The sequence below is a fragment of the Clostridium gelidum genome (genome assembly GCF_019977655.1).
GTDB classification, from domain to species: domain Bacteria; phylum Bacillota; class Clostridia; order Clostridiales; family Clostridiaceae; genus Clostridium; species Clostridium gelidum.
Window position 1 is genome coordinate 4,725,099 of the sequence record NZ_AP024849.1, and the last position, 19,193, is coordinate 4,744,291.

The window sequence follows — 19,193 nt, forward strand, 5'->3', positions numbered from 1 at the left end:
TTTTGATATTTCTATTGTACTTGGTTTTCTACTGGTGCGGCAACTGGATAAACTCCATTAAAGCATCCCATGCAGAATCCTTCTTTTCCTACGCAACTCTTATAAACGCCTTCTTCACTTAAATATCCTAAATAATCTGCGCCAATCATATCTCTGATTTCTTCCACAGTATTATTAGCAGCAACAAGCTCACTTCTATAAGGTGTATCTATTCCAAAGTAACATGGATACTTAACACCTGGTGATGCAATTAAAAAGCTAATTTCTTTTACTCCTGCACGTCTTAGAGATTCAACTAAATGTTTTGAAGTAGTTCCTCTTACTATTGAATCATCAATAAGTATAACATTCTTGCCTTCCAAGTTTACCTTTAATGGATTTAATTTTACAGCAACTGCTCTCTCTCTTATTTCTTGAGATGGTGATATAAAAGTTCTTCCAACATATCTGTTTTTAATAAATCCAGTATCATAAGGTATTCCAGATGCCTTTGCATATCCTATAGCTGCTGGTATTCCTGAATCTGGAACAGCAATAACTAGGTCAGCCTTTAATGGATGTTCCTTAAATAATTGTTCTCCAGCTTTTACTCTAGTTGTATGTACTTCAAGTCCATCAATTCTTGAGTCTGGTCTTGCAAAATATATATATTCGAAAGCACAAGTTTGACATTGAGTATTTTCAGAATATCTATATGAATGTACGCCCTCTGCGTCTATTATAACTATTTCCCCTGGTTCTATATCTCTTATAAGTTCAGCGCCTATTGCATCTAATGCACAACTTTCTGAAGCTAATACATATCCTTCATCAATTTTACCAAGACAAAGTGGTCTAATTCCATGAGGATCTCTAGCTCCAATTAATTTGTCTTTTGACATAATAGTTAATGCAAATGATCCTCTAATAGCTGACATAGCATCAACTACTGCTTTTGCAAAACCTTTTTTTGCACTTCTTGCTATAAGACAAGAAATTACTTCTGAATCTGTTGAAGTATGAAAAATTTGTCCTCCATCTTCAAGCAATTCTTTTATTACATCAGCATTTACCAAGGTTCCGTTGTGAGCCATAGCTATTGGTCCCATTTTTGACATAGCTAATATCGGTTGAGCATTTTCAATGCCTTTTCCTCCAGCAGTTGAATATCTTACATGGCCTATAGCTATATGACCCTTTAATTTTTGTAAATCATCTTGTTTAAATGCTTCTGTAATTAGACCTAAACCTTTATGTATGTCAATTTTTTCTCCATCCGCAACTGCTATTCCTGCACTTTCTTGTCCTCTGTGTTGAAGGGCATAAAGTCCATAATAAGTCATAGATGCAACATCTATAGGATTATTGGCATAAACACCAAAAACTCCACACTCATCCTTAAATTTATCATTACTTGGATCCATTATTAATTCAAAATTTGGATTATTCATCTGCACAATCCTTTCATCATTATTCAGTTAACAGTTGACAATTAAGGATGAAATCCGAAAGGGATTTCTAAAAATATTTTTTTCAAACTCTGAAAGAAAAGTAATGCTCCAAATTTTATATTTGGTTAGCAGAACTTTCTCTGTGAGTTTTGTTCCTCAATTGTTCCTTGTTAACTGTACATTGTTAACTGTTATTTTGAGATTCTCTTTAATATTTCAATATAAGCATCTTTAACATTACCTAAATCTCTTCTGAATCTATCTTTATCTAATTTTTCTCCAGTAGTCGCATCCCAGAATCTACAAGTATCTGGTGAAATTTCATCAGCTAAAACTATAGTTCCATCAGCCATTCTACCAAATTCAATTTTAAAATCAATTAAGTTAATATTTTGTGCTGCAAATACTTCTTTTAGTATATCATTTATTTTAGCTGTCATAGCTAAAAGTATATCTATTTCTTCAAAAGTTGCTGCTCCAATTGCTACAGCATGATAACTATTTATTAATGGATCTCCTAGTTCATCATCTTTGTAAGAGAATTCAAATACTGTAGTCTTAAGTTTATATCCTTCTTCAAGACCTAATCTTTTAGCCATACTACCAGCTGCTACATTTCTTACTATTACTTCAAGTGGTACTATTTCAACCTTTTTACATAATTGTTCTCTCTCGTTAAGCTTTTTAATAAAATGAGTCTTTACACCTTTTTTTTCTAAAAGTTCAAACAAAATTGAAGTGATTTCATTATTCATAACACCTTTGTCTTCAATTTGACCCTTCTTTTCTCCATTAAATGCTGTTGCATCATCTTTGTAATATACAATTACTTCATCAGCCTTCTCTGTAGCGTAAATCTTCTTTGCTTTTCCCTCATATAACATTTCTAATTTTTCCATTATAAATCTACTCCTTCTGCATTATCTTCAATAAATTTTTTCTTCATATCTATTCTAAATTGTTTTAATTTGTTTTTTAACTCTTCATTATTAACTGATAACATTTGAACTGCTAACATTCCTGCATTGTAACTGTTATTAATTCCAACAGTTGCAACTGGAATTGACTTTGGCATTTGTACTATAGAATATAATGCATCAACACCTTCAAGCGCAGCTTTAACTGGAACTCCTATTACAGGAAGTATTGTCTTTGACGCTATAACTCCTGGCAAATGTGCAGCTAAACCTGCTCCAGCAATTATAACTTGACATCCTTGTGCTTCAATTTCTTGAAGCGTTTCTTCTAATTTTTCTGGTACTCTATGAGCTGAAAGTACAAACGCTTTATATTCTATTCCAAATTCTTTTAAAGCATTTGCAGCACCTCTCATAACTTCTGTATCAGACTTACTTCCAAAAAATATTCCTACTTGCATAAAGACCCCCTATTTATTTATAAGATTATATCTAAACCCGCATTTTTGGCGCATATTCTGAAGAATATATATGGTAATATTCTTAAATTCTTAAATTCTTAAATTCTTAAATTCTTAAATTCTTAAATTCTTAAATTCTTAAATTCTTAAATTCTGGACATTTTACCCTTCTAAACAGTCAAGCGCCAAGAGTCACATCCAACATTCATCCTTAACTCTTAACTCTTAACTGAAATAATTAACTCCTGCCTTGAATATTTTTTGATCAAAGTCTCCTGGAATATTTCTATATAAGTCTTCTCCAATTCTTTCACTATGAGCCATCTTACCTAGAACTCTTCCATCTGGACTTGTTATACCTTCAATTCCATACATTGAACCATTTGGATTAAATGGCATATCTAAAGAAATATTTCCTTCTAGATCAACATATTGAGTTGCAACTTGACCATTTTTAATTAATTCCTTAATTAAGTTTTTAGGAGCTACAAATCTTCCTTCACCATGTGAAATTGCAACTGAATGTATATCTCCTACATTAACTTCATTAAACCAAGGTGATTTATTTGAAACTACCTTTGTGTTTATAATTGAAGACATATGTCTATTTATATTATTATAAGTTAATGTTGCCATATCTTCTTTTATATCAACTATTTCTCCGTATGGCACTAATCCTAATTTGATTAATGCTTGGAAGCCGTTACAAATACCAATTGCGAGTCCATCTCTATTATTAAGTAATTCCATTACGCTATTCATTATCTTTTCATTTCTAAGAGCATTCGCAATAAACTTACCAGAACCATCTGGCTCATCCCCTGCTGAGAAACCTCCTGGAATCATAAGAATTTGAGATTTGCTTATTTCATTTGCAAGTCTTTCTATTGATTCATTAAGTGCTTCTTTAGTTATATTTCTAAATACAACTTGAGTTACTTCTGCTCCTTCTTTCTCAAAGGCTCTAGCACAATCATATTCACAATTGTTTCCTGGGAATACTGGAATTACAACTCTTGGCTTAGCTATTTTAAGCTTAGGAGAAAGCACACATTTATGATCATACAAAACTGTTTCTATTTTTTCTTTAACATCTGTAGTTTTAATCTTGAATACTGAAAGTAATTTTTTCTCATAAGTTTTTTCTAAATCTTCAACTTTTAAGTTGAAATCATATTCTTTACTTACTATAGCTGCAGAATCTATTGTCTTACCAACCATTTTGTAAAGACAATTCTTAAATTCTTCTTCTATATTAATACCCTTTTTAACTTCTAATATTATAGTTCCATAGTTGAAAGCAAATAATTCATCTTTTGTTAAGTTCTCAAATTCTATACCAATTCTATTTCCAAGTGCCATTTTAGTAAGAGCTTCTGAAACTCCTCCAAATTTAATAGCTGATGCAGAAATTACTTTTTTATCTTGTATTAATGTATACAGAACATCTAAATTCTTTTTAAGCTTATCTATGTTTATAGTTCCATCTTCTAACTTTTCAGTTTGTAATAAAACTAAACTTGAGCCTATCTTTTTAAATTCTGGTGATATTATATTTTTAGCTTTTTCAACTCCTACGGCGAAAGATACAAGTGTTGGAGGTACATCTAAATCTCCAAAACTTCCTGACATTGAATCTTTACCACCAATTGCTGGAATCTCAAATGCCATTTGTGCGTTATATGCACCAAGTAATGCTGCAAATGGTTTACCCCATCTTGAAGCATCTGTACCTAATCTTTCAAAATATTCTTGAAAAGTTAATCTAGCACGTCTATAATCTCCACCCATAGCTACAAGCTTTGTAATACTTTCAATTACTGAATAATATGCCATATGATATGGACTCCAAGTACCAAGTTCTGGATTAAATCCAAAAGTCATCAAAGTTGCATCTTTGCTTTCACCATGAAGTACTGGAATTTTAGCTGCCATACCTTCTGCTGGAGTTTTTGCATACTTACCACCGAATGGCATAAGTACTGTTCCACCGCCAATTGTTGCATCAAATCTTTCTGCTAATCCTTGCTTAGATGATACATTTAATTTCTTTAAGTTATTTATCCATTCTTCTTTAACATTTATATCTGCTACTGTATATGGATAATCACTTGGTGCTTTAACTGTAACGTTTGTTTTTTGAGTAGCTCCATTTGTATCTAAGAAAGTTCTCTTTAAATCAACAATATTCTTACCTCTCCAGAATAACCTTAATTTATCTGTATCAGTAACATTAGCTACTAAATTAGCTTCTAAATTCTCTTCATTACAAAGTCTTATAAATTCATCTGCATTTTCTTTTGTTACCACAACTGCCATTCTTTCTTGTGATTCTGAAACTGCAAGTTCTGTTCCATCTAATCCATCATATTTCTTAGGAACCTTATCTAAATCTATATCTAAACCTCTGCAAAGTTCTCCAATTGCTACTGAAACTCCACCAGCACCAAAATCATTACATCTTTTAATCATTTTTGCTACTGTTGCATTTCTAAATAATCTTTGAATTTTTCTTTCAGTAGGTGCATTTCCCTTTTGAACTTCTGCTCCACATTCATTAATTGAATCTACTGTATGTTCCTTAGATGAACCTGTAGCTCCACCAACACCATCTCTTCCAGTTCTACCACCAAGTAATATTATTACATCTCCAAGAACCGGCTCTTCTCTTACAACATTTTCTTTTGGTGCTGCTGCTATAACTGCTCCAACTTCCATTCTCTTAGCTGCATAATTGGGATGATATACTTCTTCAACTTGACCTGTTGCAAGACCAATTTGATTTCCATATGAACTATATCCATGAGCTGCTCCAAGTACTATTTTTCTTTGAGGAAGTTTACCTTCTAATGTATCTTCAATTGCAACTGTTGGATCTGCTGCGCCTGTAACTCTCATTGCTTGATATACATAAGTTCTTCCTGAAAGTGGATCTCTTATAGCTCCGCCAAGACAAGTTGCTGCTCCACCAAAAGGTTCAATTTCTGTTGGATGATTATGAGTTTCGTTTTTAAACATTACTAAATAATCTTCCATGCCCTTATCTGTTTCAATTTTCACATTAATTGAACAAGCATTAATTTCTTCAGAAATGTCTAAATCCTCAAGCTTTCCTCTTTTTCTAAGTTCTTTCATAGCAATTACTGCCATATCCATAAGAGTTTTGCTCTTTTCTTTTTCCCCATAAACATATTCTCTTGATTTTATGTATCCTTCATAACTTGCTTTTATAGGTTTTGTATACTTGTTATCTTCTATTTGAACATCTTCTAATATTGTAGAAAATGTTGTATGTCTACAGTGATCTGACCAATATGTATCTATAACTTTAATTTCAGTTATACTTGGATCTCTCTTTTCTTCTTTAAAATAATCTTGAATCATAAGAAGATCGTCGCTGCTCATAGCTAAACCTTGTTCACTATGAAATTCTTTTAATTGTTCTAAAGTCTTTTGGGTAAATTCATCTAAGATTTGAACATCTTTAGGTATGTTTGAAAGTGATGATAAATCTTTGCTATTTATATCAACTTCTCTTGAATCGACTGGATTAATATAATAATTCTTAATTTTTTCAATATCATTTTGTGATAACTTTCCTTTTAATATAACTATTTTAGCTGATTTTATTTCTACCTTATCTTCAGCAGTTAATAGTGCTAAACACTCTGATGCTGAATCTGCTCTTTGGTCATATTGACCTGGTAAAAATTCTACGCCAAACGCTACTTCTCCTTGATTCATTGATAATTCTGATTCGTAAACTACGTCTACTGTTGCTTCAGAAAAAATTGTATGTAATGCCTTTTTATAATATTCTTCAGATATATCCGCAATAACATATTTATTAACAAGTCTTACCTCATCTAAATTTGCTACTCCTAGATTGTCTCTAAAATCATTTAATAAACTTTTAGCTTCTACATTAAATCCTTTTTTCTTTTCAACGAATACGCTTCTAATATCTAACATCTTAATTCCTCCAAAAAATATTATGAGATTTAGCTTAATCACCACTTTTTTCAATGGCGAATGTTTTCTAACAGTACTCTATTAACTTTCGTATCTATACTCTAAGATTATCATCTAACACGTATGATGTCAACTTTTATTGTGTTAATTTTTCATTTAATTTGTGTTTTTCCGAATTATGTAGTGATTGTTTGCTTTTATAATTCGTCTTATTTTTTATTCACAAAAACTAAGATTCCTAATATAAGCAAAAGTTCAGCTTATGCTAGACATCTTAGTTTGTATTTATTAAAGAAATAATATACTCATAACATCACAATGAGAATAGGTTATTTAGTTCTACCAAAAATATTTCTTAATATTTATGAACAGCAATATATGATTTATCAACAGTCTGCACCAAGATTATTGCCATAAAAACTTTACATGAATGTTGGTTTTAAATCCAAAGAAAAATATTACAAGCAAAAAAGGTCATAAGATTGCTCTTATGACCTTATTGTTTACTATCTGTCGTAGTTTCTTTGTTGTTTTCTAGCTCTTCTACAATCTAGACATCTAACTGGATCATTATCCAATCCTTTTTCCTTGCAGAATCCTTACATACAAATTAGAACTTTTCAAAATACCTATTCTTCAAAAATTAAACCCTCTTGAAGTTTCCCTGCATTCATAGAAACTATTCTATCAGCTACATTTTTAGCAAAATCCATATCGTGTGTTATAATCATCATACTCATACCTTTTACACTTAAACTCTTTATTAAATTTGCAACCTCTCCAGTAAGTCCTGGATCTAATGCAGAAGTTGGTTCATCAAAACACATAATTTTAGGTTCTAATACTAATGCCCTACCAATAGCAACTCTTTGTTTTTGTCCACCCGATAACTCAAAAGGATAATTATCCTTTTTTTCTAATAAATCTAAAAATCCAAGAGTTTCTTCTGCTTTTTTAATTGCATCTTCTTTTTTCCATCCAAATACTCTTTGTGGTGCTTCAATTAAATTCTCTAAAACAGTCATATGTGGAAACAAGTTAAAATTTTGAAATACCAATCCTATATCTTTTCTTATTTCTTTGAGGTTTTTTTTATCTACATACTTGCCATCCTTACATAGAATTTTTCCGTTTATTTCTATATCGCCTTCATCACAATGTTCTAATGCATTTACGCATCTAAGTAATGTAGTTTTTCCGCCTCCAGAATGACCTACAACAACTAATATTTCACCTTGTTTTATTTCAAGATTAACACCTTTCAAAACTTCTGTACTTCCAAATTTCTTTTTTATATTATTAACTTTAAGCATATAAATTCCTCCACTTAGGCGCATACAATAATATAACAAACCAAATGTAAGTATACTGATCTGTTATTTTTTGAATGTGCTTACTTATAATAGTCATATTTTTCTTCAATTTTCTTTAATACTTGAGTGAAAATTGCTATTACAATTAAGTATACAACTCCAACTATTAAAAGTGGCATTAATGAAACATCTCTATTGGCAGCCATTTTTCCTATCTTTAGCATTTCATCTAATCCCAATACATAAACCAAAGAAGTATCCTTCACTAAAGTTGTTATCTCATTTGCAACTGGTGGAATAACTCTTTTAAATGCTTGTGGAAGTATAATTCTAAAAAATATATTTTTTGAACTTAAGCCTAAAACTTGAGCGCCTTCAACTTGTCCATCATCAATAGACATTATTCCCGATCTAAATATTTCACCAAAATAAGCTGCATAATTTAAAGTAAATGCAAAAATTGCAGCTGGAAACCTATCAAAGGTTATACCCACTATAGGCAAACCAAAAAATATTACAATAATTTGTAACAATAGAGGAGTCCCTCTCATTATAAGAACATATAGCCCACTTATTTCTCTTAGTATTAGAGATTTAGATGTTCTCATCACAGCAACTACTATTCCAAGGGGAATAGATAATATTAACGTAAGTGCAAAAATTTCTAATGTGACTTTAAGCCCCTCTAGTACTTGAGGCATTATTTCTAAAATATAAGTCAAGGTCATTTCCTCCTCTTTATGGTTTCCATCATTAGTCATATTCAAAATTGCATTAAAAATATTCTATCTAATTAACATTCAAAAAATATAAATTTTCTATTTAACAAGTATATCTTCTTCAAACCATTTCTTAGATATTTCTCCAGCAGTTTTATCTGCTATTACTTCATCTAAAGCTTTATTAAAAGCTTCTACAAATTTAGTATCACCTTTTCTAATTCCAACACCATATTGTTCTTTACCAAAATTTTCATCTAGAATTTTATATTTTTCTGTTCCTCTTGCTTTCATATAGTATCTAGCTAAAATCTCATCTACAACAATGGCATCTAATCTTTTTGCTTCTAAATCCATTAATGCATCATTATTATCTGCAAAAGTAACGATCTTTCCACCATCAAAACTTTTCATTATATTTCCATCAGCTGCTACAGCATCAACTGCAGTAGATTCATTTTGAGCGCCAACTTTTTTACCTGCTAAATCTGATTTAGATTTTATATTCGAATCTGCAAGTGTTACTATAACTTGAGTATTGTTTAAATATGGTTTTGAAAATTCAACCTTTTCTTTTCTTTCATCACTAATTGAATATCCGTTCCATATTAAATCTATATTTCCATTATTAAGTTCTGTTTCTTTCATACTCCAATCAATTGCTTGAAATTTTATTTTTTTATTAAGTTTTTTAGCAACTGCCTCTGCTAGTTCAACATCAAATCCAACTAATTTTCCGCTCTCATCTTTAAATCCCATTGGAACAAAAGTATCATCTAAACCAATTACTAATTCATCTTTATCCAAAGTGCTCGCTACCTTCTTTGTTTCTGATGATTTATTTTGAGTAGTTCCTCCGCATGCAACTAAACTTATTCCTAGTGTCGCTACAATAGCAACTATTGTTAATTTTCTTATTAAATTATTCATTTTCATAAATTATCTCCTCCTAAAATTCACGTTTCTCTATTTATCACTTTACCATACTAAAGCAAAATATTCAAGTATTTTTTATTCCCACTTTTAACTATTTGTAAAGAAAATGTTAGTCAAAGATACTACTAATATCTATAGACTAACACACTAAGTTTTTATCTAGTTGAAGATGCCCTATTTAATGCTCTTTGTAAGTTATCTGAATGTGATGTAAATTCATCTATTGTATCTGTAACTTGTATTTTGTCAATAGGATCTTCAAATGTATCTGCTTTGTCTTTAGCGTCATTAACATTATCTTTTAATTCATCTAATTTGTCTGATATATCATCAAATTGCTTCTTTATATCTTCACTTTTTCCTTCAAAATCAGCACTATTTAAGGTATCAGTTAATTCATCAGCTTTATCATTTAATTCTTGCATTGTTCTTGTTGTATCACTATCTACTTCATCTAATTTATCTGAAACTTCTTTAGGCGTAGTTTTTAATTTATCCATTAATTCGGCCATTTTCTCTGAATCAAACACTTCATTGACTTTATCACCCGATGGTTTTTCATCAGTATTCTTTTTCGTTTCAATTATATAATCATCTTTAATATTACATCCAATCATAGAAAAAGATATTATACTGCATAATATTAAACTTATTATATTTTTCTTCTTCATCTTTTCACCCCGGCTTAGGCATATGCCTGATATTTTTGTACTGCTTAGTATATATTACTGTTTTTTCATTAGTATTTCAACCTTTAATGATAAGACGATTGAAAAAGATAACAAATAAGCTTGCTAATTTATCTGATGTCTAGCCGCTGTAACACTCCCACTTTATATGAAACTCCTCCTCCTGAAGTCGGGTGAGTAATCGATTCACACTAAATCATAGATTTAGGTTCTCTGCTTAAGTGAGAGTTAACAGCGGCACGACCCTAGATAAGTTCAACTAAGATTCACTTTATTTTATAATTTCAATAATAATCTTTTTTTATACTTCAAACATGCCATTTCACTTATATCTCTTATTAATATATAATTTGAAATTCCACCATATACGCCTATTATAGGAACACCCTGTATAATTTTAGATAAAATTATATTTTCAGATAAATTTCTAGAAGTTATTTCTATCATCTTAGTAATATTTACTTTATTATGAAAACCGTTATCGATACTATATCCAATTTTATCTGCTTCATTAGAATATATAATTCTTTCTTCTGTTTTATTCACACTTGCACAAATTATATTCAAAATAAAACCTTTCTCTTCTTCTGAATCATAGTCAAAACCATAATTCAAACAGATTTCATATACAGTCTTTAATATTATCCCTATAAATACTGGTATATCTGGAAGTCCTATTCCGAGTACTCCAAGTACAGTTCCCTCTGCCGTTGTAATACCTTTGTTTATAAGCGAACCTTTTTTTACAGTTTTATCAATTCTGTCTAAGTTTTTATTATTTATTTGCTTAGATAAAATATTTTCATTTATATCCGCTTCATTTTTTAATTTTTTCGAATTATAACTTTTCTCTATTATCATAGTTCCTTTTTCAAATACATAATAAAATCCTTTTTCAAAAGCTTTTTGAAATGTATCCATCATTTTAGTTGGAATCTTTTCCTCTAGTTTTTCTTTTACTTTAGATATCTTATTTTTTATATAAATATTTTCCCTTTTATTTAAAAGTTTATCTTCCATTTTCATTAGTTTCTTTTTTTGATTAAGTATAACTCTTTCTTCATTAAAACCTTTATATCTCATATTCTTTTATGATACCTCCATTGTAAACTTTTTTGGTATTGTTGTATATTATATTATATATTAATTCCATAAACATCAATATTTAAACTTTTTATATTTAAAATCCAAAAAGGAGCAAGTCTCCCTGCTCCTTTAATTTTTAATATTTTATTATTTATTGCCTTTAAGTAAGTCTCCAATTGCTGCTATACTTCCAAAAGATGATAATGTTTCATTTGGTAATATAAGCTTATTAGCTGGATTTTTAGACATTTCTATAAGGGCTTCAACTTGCTTTAAAGCTATAACAGTTGCATTTGTGCCTGATTCAATAATAGCTTTATTAACTTTTCTAATAGCTTCTGCTTCTGCAATAGCTATTTGTTCAATAGCCTTCGCTTTACCTTCTGCTTCTAGTAATTGAGATTCCTTTAACCCTTCAGCTCTTCTAATATTAGCTTGTTTTTCTGCTTCTGCTGTTAATATTTTAGCTTGCTTTTCACCTTCAGCTTTTTCTATTTGAGATTGTCTTAAACCTTCTGCTTGAAGAATCATAGCTCTTTTATCTCTTTCAGCTCTCATTTGTTTTTCCATTGCTTGTTGAATTTCATTTGGTGGAACTATGTTTTTAATTTCAACTGAAAGTATTTTTATACCATATGCATCAGTAACTTCATCTATAATACATAAAAGATCTTGATTTATAGCATCTCTTCCTGATAATATTTCATCTAATGTCATATTACCAAGTATATTTCTCATATTTGTTGTTGCTGAATATACTATACCTGATTTAAAATCTTCTATATTATAAACAGCATCTCTTGCATTTAATAATTTATAAAAAATAACATTGTCTACTAAAATTTTAACATTATCCTTAGTTATAACTGATTGTGGTTGTACATCTAAAATTTGTTGCTTTGTTGAAACTTTTCTTCTAACAAAATCTACAAATGGTATTATAAAATGCCAGCCTGGCTCTAATACCTTATCAAACTTACCAAATCTTTCTACAACATATAAATAACCTGTATTTACCACTTTAATTGATGATACTACTACTGCCAATATACATAGTAATATTACACCTAAAATTATCATTAAAACCATTTTGTATCCCCCTACGCTTTCTTTATCTTTAATTTTATTCCTTGAATACCTGTAATTACGAATTTTTCTCCAACATGAATTATATCGTCTTCATTTATTACGGTCCAGTATTCTCCATTAACCTTAACTTGAGCTTGGCTAACAATTTCCTTTTCACTTTCCATAATTTTCCCAATATAGGTTTCTTCCATAAGCGGTATATTTTTTGACATACCTTTATATTTTTTCTTTAACCACGGATAACCAATTGCTAAGGATATTATGCTTATTATAGAAAAAATCACTACTTGCATTACAAATGGTACACCTAAAGCTCCGCATATTGCAGCTACAACAGCTCCTATAGAAAACAACATGAAACAAAAATTACTTGTTAAAACATCTATTGCAAATGCACAAATTGCAACAATTAACCAAAATACTGCTGACCCCATGTTATCCACCCCTCCAATCTTATTATACTAATTTTTTCTATTTTTAGTATATAACTTTTCTTTAGTTTTTACAAGTACTTTTTATCACTAAATAAGTTATTTGTTAACCCTTATCTTTAATTTTGATTTTATTACTATTTGGTTTATAATTATTAAAACATATTTTTATTTAAAACTAAAAATATAATTACTTATATATTCATTTATAATAAAATTATACATATACAAATATACATCATCTTAGAAAATTCAATTAAAAGTTTATAGGGAGTGATTACATGGATTTTATTAAAGTTGCAGCAGCTTGTCCTAAGACTAGGATTTCTGATGTTGACTATAATGTTGAAAATATTCTACTATGCATAAATGATGCTTGTGATAAGGGAACTAAATTTATAGTTTTTCCTGAACTTTGCATTACGTCTTATACTTGCGGAGATTTATTTTTACAAGAATATCTAATAAACAAATCTTTAAATGGCATTAATCAAATACTAGATGCAACTTGCGATTCTGATATTTTAATTGCAGTTGGTGCACCGCTTCTTTCTGGTAGTGTTTTATATAATTGTGCTTATCTTTTATTTAAGGGAAGAGTACTTGGAATAGTTCCAAAATCATATATTCCAAACTATAGTGAATTTTACGAAAAAAGATGGTTTAGTGAAGGAATCTCTATAGAAAATGAAAAAGTAACCTTACCTTTTCAAAAAGATGTACCCTTTGGTACTAATTTAATTTTTTCATCTAGCATTGCAACTTTTGGAGTTGAAATTTGTGAAGACTTGTGGGTAACAATTCCTCCTAGTTCTTATCTTTCTCTTATGGGTGCACACATAATCGGAAATCTTTCAGCATCAAATGAGCTTGTAAGTAAGATGGATTATAGAAAAAGCCTTATCTCAAATCAAAGTGCTAGATCAATGTGTAGTTACATATATTCTTCTGCTGGAGTTCATGAATCTACCACTGATGTGTTATTTAGTGGTCATTTATTAATAAGTGAAAATGGTTCATTATTAAAAGAAAATAACCGCTTTCAAAGAGATAATGAAGTAATATCTTCTATAGTTGATATTTTTAAACTCAAAGCTGAAAGAATGAAAAATCTTAGTTTTAGAGATTCATATAAATTTATCAATAAAAAGCCTACTATAATTAACTTTGAATTTAGTGATACTGTTCTTAAAGGTTTTGATAGATTTGTAGATAAACATCCTTTTGTTCCTTCTTTTGAAAAAGAAAGAGAGATACGTTGCAAAGAAATATTCAATATACAATCAGCAAGCTTAGCTAAGAGATTGGAACATACTAAATCACAGAAAGTAGTTATTGGAATTTCAGGTGGATTAGATTCAACCTTAGCACTACTTGTAATAGTTAAAACCTTTGAATTACTTAACTTAGATAAAAAGAATATTGTTACTATTACTATGCCTGGCTTTGGTACAACTGATAGAACTTATAACAATGCAATTGATTTATGCAGAGAACTAGGTACAGACCTTAGAGAAATAAATATAGTAAAAGCTTGTATTCAACATTTTGAAGATATTGGTCATGATAAAAATATTCATGATGTTACTTATGAAAATGTTCAAGCAAGAGAAAGAACTCAAATTTTAATGGATCTTGCAAATAAAGAAAGAGGACTTTTAATAGGTACTGGTGATTTATCGGAACTTGCCCTTGGCTGGTGTACTTATAATGGCGATCATATGTCAATGTATTCTGTAAATCCATCTATACCTAAGACTCTTGTTAGATATTTAGTAAAATACGTAGCTGAAAATGAATCCACCGATGTTGTATGTGATACACTTATGGATATATTAGATACACCTGTTAGTCCTGAGCTATTACCTAAAGATAAAAATGGTGAGATATCTCAAAAGACAGAAGATATAGTAGGGCCTTATGAACTTCATGATTTTTTCTTATATCATTTTATAAAACATGGCTCTACAAAAGAAAGAATATTTTTCTTAGCTAATGTTGCTTTCAAAAATGATTATTCACAAGAAGAAATACAAAAATGGTTAGATAAGTTTATGTTTAGATTCTTTACTCAACAATTTAAGAGAAGTGCTCTTCCTGATGGTCCTAAAGTCGGAAGTATTTCATTAAGCCCTAGAGGTGATTGGCGCATGCCATCAGATGCTGAACCTTGGAAATAGATTTATAATCATATTAATTAACTATTGTTTTGTGATAATTACTTAATGTTTATTGTTAATCCTTTATTTTTCATTGGAAATACTTAATGATTTAATAATAAAATTCCACTTTTTATGATGAATTGTGGAATTTTTTTTCAAGTAGTGCTACAATAGATGTTATTAAATAAACAATGGCAATAAGGCATATAAAACAATATTAATTAAGCCAAAGCCTATATAGATATGGAGGAAAATAAAATGGGGAAAAAAGCAGATATAGACTGGAGTAAATTAGGATTTAATTATATTAAAACAGATCTTCGTTATATTTCAGTTTGGAAAGATGGAAAATGGGATGGTGGACAACTTACTGAAGATAATACTCTTCATATAAGTGAAGCTTCTCCAGTTCTTCATTATGGTCAAAGTTGTTTTGAAGGACTTAAGGCATATACAACAAAGGAAGGTAAAATCCAATTATTTAGACCTGACAGAAATGCTGCTCGTATGAATGAAAGTTGTGATAAATTACTTATGCCATATATTCCTGAAGAAAAATTTATTGATGCAATTATGCAAGTTGTAAAAGCTAATGAAAAATATGTGCCACCATATGGCACTGGTGCAACTTTATATATTAGACCTGTTCTTATGGGTGTTGGAGATAACATTGGCGTAAAACCTGCAAATGAATATATATTTACAGTATTCTGTATGCCAGTAGGCCCTTATTTTTCAGGTGGTTTAAAGCCATGTAATTTTGTTGTTGAAGACGAATATGATAGAGCGGCTCCTCATGGTACTGGTAAACAGAAAGTCGGTGGTAATTATGCCGCTTCACTATTGGCTCATAAAAAGGCTTCTGAAGGCGGATATGCAGATTGTATTTACTTAGATCCTGCTACTCATACAAAAATTGATGAAGTTGGAGCAGCAAACTTTATTGGAATAACTAAAAAAGGTGAATTTGTAACACCTAACTCATCTTCAATTTTACCAAGTATAACAAAATATTCTTTACTTTATCTTGCTGAACATTATTTGAAAATTCCAGTTTATGAAAGAGATGTTTTTGTTGATAATTTAGATGAATTTGCAGAAGCTGGAGCATGTGGTACTGCTGCTGTAATAACTCCAATTGGTGCTATTGATTACAAAGGTACAAGACATGTATTGCATAGTGAAACTGAAGTTGGTCCAGTAATTAAGAAATTATATGATACTCTTTATGGAATTCAACTTGGCGATGTTGAAGCTCCAGAAGGTTGGATATACGAAGTAAAATAATTCACATGAATAAATAAAAAATATGGTAGAATCATTTCACAACAAATGATTCTACCATATTTTTATACTAGATATATAAAATAATATATCAAAAATACCTAACCAGAATTTAATTTTTAATCCTTTCTTATCATATTCAATTTTATTATTCATATAAATAAATATAAGGAATTCAAATAATATTTATTTCACATTTTATAAACTTTTGTAGAAAACATACGAATATATAAATAAGATATTAAATTCAATATTGAAAGTATAAATTTATAATTTTGAAGGAAACTCGACTCACAGGCCTTCACTGAGTAAGTGATTCATACAAAATCATAGATTTTGATTCTCTACTTAAAGGAGTGATAAGTATGTATGATAATAGAATAATCTCTGACAGTCACTATGTTGTAGCTAGTATAAATGGTTCTACTGTTGATAATAGAATAAGCAAAAGACCTTATACTAAACCAACTGTTCCTCCTCGTAAAAAGGAAAAACCTTCTGATTCATTTGATGATACTTTACACTCAACTATTTCACACAATTCATCAAATGATGATTCAGCACCATTCTCTAATGAATTAGAAAATATGTTAAGGTTAAAAAGTGAAGAAAATGCTAGATTAGTTCAATCAAAATTTAACCATAATACCTTAAGTGATTCTAGTTCAAAGAATAATACCAATACTCTTGTTGAAACTGAATTGCATAACAAATTAAGTCAAGCCATGGAAGTTAAAGTAGATACTTCTACTATATATAAAAAAGTTGAATTGCTTAATGCATTAAGAAATGAATCTAATAATTAAAATAAAGGTTGTCCAAAAGCTAATTAAGTTAGACTTTCGGGCAACCTCTTTTACATATCTAAATTCAATATACATTTAATCTTTTCAATTGGACTGTTTTTATTTTAAACTTTATATCGTTGCTAATTTATGTAGTTTACTATATTCACCTTGCTTCTCCATTAATTCTTTATGAGTTCCTTTTTCTATTATTCCTGCGTCACCAAGAACAATAATTTCATCTGCATTTTTAATGGTAGATAATCTATGTGCTACTACTATTGTTGTTCTTTCTGCACATAATTTTTCTAATGATTTTTGAATTATACGTTCAGTTACATTATCCAAAGCTGATGTTGCTTCATCTAATATTAGTATTGGTGGATTTTTAAGAAAAACCCTTGCAATAGAAATACGTTGCTTTTGTCCTCCAGATAATTTTACACCTCTTTCACCAATATAAGTATCATAACCTTCTGGTAAAGTATTTATAAATTCATGTATATTAGCCATTTTAGCTGCCTTTAATAATTCTTCTTCAGTTGCATCAACTTTTCCATACAATATATTATCTCTTATAGTTCCTGTAAATAAGAATACTTCTTGTTGAACTACTCCAATATTTTCTCTAAGTGAATCTAATTTAACATCATAAATACTGCTATTATCGATTAAAATATCTCCTCTATCTACTTCATAAAATCTTGGAATAAGGTTGCAAAAAGTTGTTTTTCCACCACCAGATGCTCCCACTAGTGCTAACATTTTACCCTTATTCAGTTTGACAGAAATATCCTTTAAAACTTCCTTACCCTCGTAGCTAAAGGAAACATTTTTAAATTCTATTTCCCCTTTAACATTTTCAATCTCAATTGCATTTTTTTTATCTTTTTCTTTATCTTCACTCATTATTTCTAGATATCTTTGGAAACCTGTAATTCCATTTTGAAATTGTTCCATAAAATCAATAAGCTTCTTTATTGGAGTCATAAATATTTTTATAAATAGCATATATGCCATGAAATCTCCAATATTTACAATCCCAATAAGTGTAAATGCCCCACCGCCTATTAATCCCACATAGTTTAATACATCAATTCCAAATCCAGCACCTGAAGAATATTCAGCCATAACTTTATATGCTTTTTCTCTTGTTTTAACAAATTTGACATTGCCTTTTTCAAATTTTTCCTCTTCAGACTTATGACTTACAAAAGCTTTCGAAATCTTTATACCTGAAATGCTATTTTGCAGATTAGCATTTACCGCACCTGTCTCTACTTTAGTATCAAGAAAGGCTTTATTCATTTTCTTTCTCTCATATAATGTGAATAAAACTATAACAGGTATAAATGCGAAAATTAATAATGTAAGTGGAACATTTATAGTACACAGAATTGCAAATGATCCTATAAGCATAACAATAGATATGAATAAATCCTCTGGCCCATGATGAGCAAGTTCTGAAATATCCATTAAATCATTTATAATTCTAGACATTATATCACCAGTTTTATTATTATCAAAAAAACTATTAGGCAACTTTTGAAGATGCTTGAATATATGCCGTCTCATATCTCCTTGCATTCTCACTCCAACAACATGTCCCCAATACTGCATAAAGTATCCACATGCTGCTTTTATAATAAAGATTATAAGCAGAGTGATAGCAAACATGACTATCATTCTAACATCTTTATTGGGAATTGATTCATTAATAAGATCTCTTGTCATCATTGGATATACCAAATCACATAAAGATGCTATAAATGCTACTACCAAATCTAAAGTAAATAATAATTTATATGGTTTATAAAATGAAATGAATTTCTTTATCATATTGAATATCTCCTCGACTTTCTTTAAGTCATATTTTTTTATTCCATTTTTTCATTTGTATAAGGAATAAAATCTACATA

General features: G+C 29.7%; 15 protein-coding genes and 1 pseudogene. 3 read left to right on the forward strand and 13 right to left on the reverse strand.

Going from position 1 to position 19,193, the window contains the following annotated elements; translation table 11 throughout:
- Window positions 1-11 precede the first annotated feature (11 nt).
- From purF to psyc5s11_RS21810, 12 genes and pseudogenes are all read right to left on the reverse strand, one after another.
- Window positions 12-1,430: an amidophosphoribosyltransferase gene (gene purF, locus psyc5s11_RS21755; protein ID WP_311196385.1), complete on the reverse strand. Its 1,419-nt coding sequence runs from the start codon at window positions 1,428-1,430 to the stop codon at window positions 12-14.
- 191 nt (window positions 1,431-1,621) lie between these two features.
- Entirely contained in the window at window positions 1,622-2,329 is a 708-nt protein-coding gene (gene purC, locus psyc5s11_RS21760; protein WP_224034558.1) for a phosphoribosylaminoimidazolesuccinocarboxamide synthase, read from the reverse strand.
- The gene (gene purE / locus psyc5s11_RS21765; protein ID WP_224034559.1) at window positions 2,329-2,808 is read right to left on the reverse strand and encodes a 5-(carboxyamino)imidazole ribonucleotide mutase; all 480 of its coding nucleotides are present in this window, start codon (window positions 2,806-2,808) and stop codon (window positions 2,329-2,331) included. The genes purC and purE overlap by 1 nt, the downstream gene beginning before the upstream one ends.
- 225 nt (window positions 2,809-3,033) lie before the next feature.
- On the reverse strand, window positions 3,034-6,780 hold the full coding sequence (locus psyc5s11_RS21770) for a phosphoribosylformylglycinamidine synthase (protein ID WP_224034560.1): 3,747 nt from the start codon (window positions 6,778-6,780) through the stop codon (window positions 3,034-3,036).
- Between the two features lie 506 nt (window positions 6,781-7,286).
- Window positions 7,287-7,376 (reverse strand): annotated as a pseudogene (locus tag psyc5s11_RS21775) (zinc-ribbon domain containing protein); the annotation flags it as partial.
- A gap of 33 nt (window positions 7,377-7,409) precedes the next feature.
- Window positions 7,410-8,093 carry an amino acid ABC transporter ATP-binding protein gene (locus psyc5s11_RS21780; protein ID WP_224034561.1) on the reverse strand — a complete coding sequence of 228 codons (684 nt, stop codon included), beginning with the start codon at window positions 8,091-8,093 and terminating at the stop codon, window positions 7,410-7,412.
- A gap of 80 nt (window positions 8,094-8,173) precedes the next feature.
- A complete protein-coding gene (locus psyc5s11_RS21785; RefSeq protein ID WP_224034562.1) occupies window positions 8,174-8,815 on the reverse strand; it encodes an amino acid ABC transporter permease in 642 nt (213 codons plus the stop codon).
- Between the two features lie 96 nt (window positions 8,816-8,911).
- Window positions 8,912-9,748 (reverse strand): amino acid ABC transporter substrate-binding protein, encoded by an 837-nt coding sequence (locus psyc5s11_RS21790; RefSeq protein ID WP_224034563.1) that lies wholly within the window; start codon window positions 9,746-9,748, stop codon window positions 8,912-8,914.
- 155 nt (window positions 9,749-9,903) lie between these two features.
- Window positions 9,904-10,419, reverse strand: coding sequence for a hypothetical protein (locus tag psyc5s11_RS21795; RefSeq protein WP_224034564.1), 516 nt, complete (start codon window positions 10,417-10,419; stop codon window positions 9,904-9,906).
- Window positions 10,420-10,713: 294 nt separating this feature from the next.
- A complete protein-coding gene (locus psyc5s11_RS21800; RefSeq protein WP_224034565.1) occupies window positions 10,714-11,520 on the reverse strand; it encodes an EcsC family protein in 807 nt (268 codons plus the stop codon).
- A gap of 150 nt (window positions 11,521-11,670) precedes the next feature.
- The gene (locus tag psyc5s11_RS21805) at window positions 11,671-12,612 is read right to left on the reverse strand and encodes an SPFH domain-containing protein (RefSeq protein ID WP_224034566.1); all 942 of its coding nucleotides are present in this window, start codon (window positions 12,610-12,612) and stop codon (window positions 11,671-11,673) included.
- An 11-nt stretch (window positions 12,613-12,623) separates the two neighbouring features.
- Entirely contained in the window at window positions 12,624-13,046 is a 423-nt protein-coding gene (locus psyc5s11_RS21810) for an NfeD family protein (protein WP_224034567.1), read from the reverse strand.
- Window positions 13,047-13,324: 278 nt separating this feature from the next.
- Between psyc5s11_RS21810 and psyc5s11_RS21815 the strand changes: the two genes are divergently transcribed.
- From psyc5s11_RS21815 to psyc5s11_RS21825, 3 genes are all read left to right on the forward strand, one after another.
- On the forward strand, window positions 13,325-15,223 hold the full coding sequence (locus tag psyc5s11_RS21815; RefSeq protein WP_224034568.1) for an NAD(+) synthase: 1,899 nt from the start codon (window positions 13,325-13,327) through the stop codon (window positions 15,221-15,223).
- Window positions 15,224-15,463: 240 nt separating this feature from the next.
- Window positions 15,464-16,492, forward strand: a complete 1,029-nt coding sequence (locus psyc5s11_RS21820) for a branched-chain amino acid aminotransferase (protein ID WP_224034569.1) — start codon at window positions 15,464-15,466, stop codon at window positions 16,490-16,492.
- A gap of 362 nt (window positions 16,493-16,854) precedes the next feature.
- The gene (locus psyc5s11_RS21825; protein ID WP_224034570.1) at window positions 16,855-17,295 is read left to right on the forward strand and encodes a hypothetical protein; all 441 of its coding nucleotides are present in this window, start codon (window positions 16,855-16,857) and stop codon (window positions 17,293-17,295) included.
- A gap of 111 nt (window positions 17,296-17,406) precedes the next feature.
- Here the strand turns inward: psyc5s11_RS21825 and psyc5s11_RS21830 are convergent, their stop codons facing one another.
- Window positions 17,407-19,113 carry an ABC transporter ATP-binding protein gene (locus psyc5s11_RS21830; protein ID WP_224034571.1) on the reverse strand — a complete coding sequence of 569 codons (1,707 nt, stop codon included), beginning with the start codon at window positions 19,111-19,113 and terminating at the stop codon, window positions 17,407-17,409.
- Window positions 19,114-19,193 lie beyond the last annotated feature (80 nt).